The organism is Stieleria sp., from assembly GCF_041595215.1.
Classification (GTDB): Bacteria; Planctomycetota; Planctomycetia; order Pirellulales; family Pirellulaceae; genus Stieleria; species Stieleria magnilauensis.
Genome location: NZ_JBFHKV010000787.1, coordinates 1 through 4,212 on the forward strand (window position 1 = coordinate 1; position 4,212 = coordinate 4,212).

Annotated in this window: 3 protein-coding genes; 1 reads left to right on the forward strand and 2 read right to left on the reverse strand. The window is 57.9% G+C overall.

All coding sequences use genetic code 11. From position 1 onward, the window contains the following. Together ABX749_RS24185 and ABX749_RS24190 are read right to left on the reverse strand one after the other, a co-directional pair. Positions 1–3,097 (reverse strand): family 78 glycoside hydrolase catalytic domain (locus tag ABX749_RS24185; protein WP_372898251.1); only part of this gene is annotated, 3,097 nt, incomplete at its 3' end. 11 nt (positions 3,098–3,108) lie between these two features. Then, positions 3,109–3,291, reverse strand: a complete 183-nt coding sequence (locus ABX749_RS24190) for a hypothetical protein (protein ID WP_372898252.1) — start codon at positions 3,289–3,291, stop codon at positions 3,109–3,111. A gap of 268 nt (positions 3,292–3,559) precedes the next feature. Here ABX749_RS24190 and ABX749_RS24195 point away from each other — a divergent pair. After that, positions 3,560–4,212: DUF1559 domain-containing protein (locus ABX749_RS24195; RefSeq protein ID WP_372898253.1), on the forward strand; the 653-nt coding region annotated here is incomplete at its 3' end.

Sequence of the window (4,212 nt, forward strand, 5' to 3'; positions counted from 1 at the left end):
CGTCCGCCGTCACGTGCTGAGATCGAAACTTCACTTCTTGCGTCGGACCAAATGACAGTACCTCCCGACCTCCCTCCGGTGGCGCGATAGCGCGTGGGGCCTGGGCGAGGTCGTCGTTGTTCAACACGAATTGATGGGTGCCGGGTTGCAGTTCAACCAGTAGCGTTCCGTTGGCCTTTTTTACGGAATCGTTGCGGAGCGGTGTTCCGTTCAGCGAGACACTTCCGATGCGATCGGTCGGTAAAATGGCGGTCGCGGTTGCGTTCGGCGGAACGATGGCGTCGATGACGAGGCCCGTTTTGGTGCGCGCCCATCCGCTCTTGGCGATGCCATAGGGTGTGTCCAACTCGGCGGCGGCCGACGAGAGCGGTTCGCCGATCAGCGGTCTGACGAAGAAATGTTTATAGCCTGGATGCGCCGGGTCCGGAGAGAGTCCCGCGACCCGCTCGTACATGAATTGACCGATTGCACCGTAGGCGTAATGGTTGAACGAGTTCATGCTCGCATCGCCGAATCCGTCGGCGTGACTGTAGCTGTTCCAACGCTCCCACATCGTCGTGGCACCCTGATTGATCGAGTAGAACCACGACGGATAGCTTTGTTTGAACAACAACTCGTAGCAAATATCGCCGTGTCCGAGTGCGTCGAATACAGGGGCCAACAGCGGTGTGCCGAGAAATCCGGTTTGAAGATGACGTCCGGCTTCCTCGTACTTCTTCAACAGAACGGATTCGACGTTTTCTCGTTGATCCGCGTCGATCAGGTCGTAACCGAGTCCCATCAGGCACGCGGTCTGCGTGTCCGCACCGGGACGCGGCTTGCCATCCGGAAAGTATCGAGCGGTGAACGCCGCGCGGATGTCGGCGTGCAGTTGTTTGTATCGCGCAGCATCCTCGGTCTCGGCCAACGCGGTGGCCGTCCAGGACAAAATCCGAGCGTCGCGACCGAAATACGCGGTGGCGATCAAGTCCTGAGCGGTGTCCCCCTTGCGATCGGATTTCGCATACGGCTGCAACCAATCGCCGAATCCGGTCAGGGTTGGGATCAGATCATTGGACCGACGCTCATAGACGCTCACCCAATTTTTCATCGCGTCATAGTTGTCTCTCAGAATCCTGATGTCACCGGTTCGTTCGTAGATCTCCCAAGGGGCGGTCACGATCACATCCGCCCAGCCGGGGCTCGAATAGCCGAAGTTGGTTGCGGGGACAGTATGTGGAATCTCGCCCTCTTCATTCTGTGCGTCTCGAACGCTTTGCAGCCAGCGAGCCCAGAACGAATGGACGTCCTTGTTAAAGAACGAGGTTGGCAAGAAGACTTGTGCGTCGCCGGTCCAACCCAAACGTTCGTCGCGCTGTGGGCAATCGGTGGGGATGTCAACGAAGTTGCTGATTTGTCCCCAGCGGATATTGCTTTGCAATTGGTTCAATTTGGCATGCGAAGACGTGAACCGCCCCTTGTCTCGGAAGTCCGTGTGGATCACGTTCGCGATGACTGCGTCCTTGGTCAGCGTCTCTCCAGCGGACAGGCCGCTCAGTTCCAGATAGCGATATCCGTAGAATGTCAACGTGGGTTGATAAGTGACTGTACCGCTTTCGGCAGCGACATAGGTGGCCTGTGATCGCGCGGTGCGGTAGTTTTCGGTGTACAGCGTGCCGTCGGGCTGGAGCATTTCGGCAAAACGGATCTGGACGGTTTCGCCTTGCTTGACGGGCATCGTGATGGTGGGAACACCAACTTGGTTTTGTCCGAAGTCGAAGACGTACTTTCCCGGTTCAGGCTGTGTCAGCTTGACCGCTTGAAGTCGGTCCATCACTCGAACCGGCGGCAGACGTTTCGGGACGACTCGGGGGCCGTTGCTGAGCGGAGTTGATTTGACGGGCATCCAATCGGCGTCGGCGTCACCGGGTTGCGTCCATCGACCCAACTCTTTCGACGCCTCGTAGTCCTCGCCGTGATAGAATCCCGCCGCTCGAATCGGGCCTTGGTCGGTTGCTCGCCATCGCTGATCCGACACAATGCGTTCGACATGTCCGTCGGCGTAGGTCAGTTCCAACTGCGCGAGCAATTTCGGCGTCAAACCCATTAATTCGGTTCGTTTGCGCAGCAGCAAATTTCCCGCATACCAGCCTTCGCCAAGCGTCGCACCGATCACGTTGCTGCCGACATTGACCAAATCGGTCACGTCGTACGTCAACGATTCGACGCGTTCGGAATACACCGTGTACCCGGGCGAGAGCAGATCGGTATCGACTCGCTCGCCGTTGATGCGGAATTCATAGATACCCAGTGCCGATGCATAGAGCCGAGCTTTGACGATTTCGCCTGGAGCATCGAACGCTCGTCGTAGGTAGGTCGCCGGCTGCGCGGTGATCGCCGGATACGGATCAAACGCGCGGTTTTCGGGCAGTTCGATTTGTTTGCGGACGCCGTTGATCTCGTAATCGACCCACAACGTTTTGGCGTCGCCCGGTGCCGGATCGCCGCCCAAGCGTGCTGGGACGACACGAATCGGAGTCGATCCTCGCTGGATCGCCCGCCGAATGTTCTCGGTCACGTTCTTGGTTTTCGCGTCACCCGCCGTGCGATTGCCAAACTCGGCCTTCAGGATGTTGACCTCGTCGGGCTGACGTTTTCCGCGATCCAACTCGATCCACTTGGCGTCCCAGTCGTCATGACCAAGCAGGCCCATTTCGATCGACGCTTCTTCGCTCCATTCGGATTCGCGAGCCTGATCGTCCCAAAACTTCACTCGCCATGTAATTTGCTGACGGGACTCGAGCGCCGGGCCTGCGTACGGCACCCACACCGACTGATCCGAAGCCACTTTGCCGGAATCCCAGATCGGATCGGCGGTTGCGCCAGACTCGGATTGTTGGTGCACGACGATTTGATACGCCGTTTGTGCGTTGACGTCCGCCGCGAGCGGCAGCTTCCACGAGAACACAGGCGAAGGATTGTGGAAGCCGATGGGATCGACAAAGTTCTCGTCGACACGGAGCGAATGGGGTTGTGGTTTAGCCGCGTAACCGAGGGTTGAGCCAAGCAACAGCAACCACACCACCAACGAGATGCGTAACGAAGTGTAGCTTTGCATGTCCGTGTCCACTATTGCATGTCTGCTTCCATCTCCTTGTCGTATTCTTCATCGGTCATGCCGGGCATCGCAACTTCTTCTTCCACGGCGGGAGGAGCCTCGACGACGGTATTTTCCCCACCGCGTCCGCAACCACTGATCGTAAGGAGTGCGAAGCAGGTCATTGCCAGGAAAAGAAAAGAGAGATTTTTCATCAGACGGATCTTTCGGGATGGAAGGAAGGGACGGGGTCTCGAATCGTCGCCACCGCGGCGGTTGAACAGGAAGCGGTGGCGTGTCGCGTGACTCGCAACACGGTTCAATCTTCTGATCGCACCATTCTGATCGCACCAAGCTTCCAGCCCTATTGGCCGATCGGCCAATAGCATGGGGATCGTTACCCGCTAATTTTAACGCTCCTGTACAGGTCTTCTGTGTGGTTCTCTCTTCCCTTTTTTCCCCATTCTATTCTCGGAGCCCCCCATGAAACGTCGAGAATCGGCGGCAGCCGGATTCACTCTGGTGGAACTGCTTGTCGTCATCGCCATCATTGGCATCCTTGTTGGACTTCTCTTGCCTGCCGTCCAGGCCGCCAGAGAGGCCGCCCGTCGGATGAGTTGCAGCAACAATTTCAAGCAACTCGGAATCGCCCTTCACAACTATCATGCGGCATTCAAGCAAATGCCCCAGCATGGCAGCGGAACCGGGATCGGGCTTCAGAACAACCGTTGGTGGCGAACTGGTAATGATTCCAGTCACGAAGCGTTAAGCCCGTTGGTTGCGATGACTCCCTTTTTCGAGCAGCAAGCCTTGTGGAGTCAGATTTCCAACCCGGATCCCAAGACCGTCACGGGCGCACCGCCGCCAGCGACGACCGGACTGACGAACCCGCCGCGTTGGCCAGCCATGGGGCCCAACCCGCGAAACTTTTCAGCCAACCCGGGTTACATTCCCTGGGCCACCGAAATCCCGACCCTTCGATGTCCCAGTGACCCCGGCATCGGCTTGCCGGCTTTGGGCCGAACCAATTACGCCTCGTGCATGGGCGACTCTCCCTCACAATGGATCAGCAACTACAAACGCGGCGACCTGACTCCCAACAGTTCGGGTGCCGTGCAGAACTTCAATTCGGTCTC

Excerpts from the sequence above, each read along its gene's own strand:
- ABX749_RS24190 (WP_372898252.1), bottom strand. The coding sequence starts at position 3,291 with ATGAAAAATCTCTCTTTTCTTTTCCTGGCAATGACCTGCTTCGCACTC.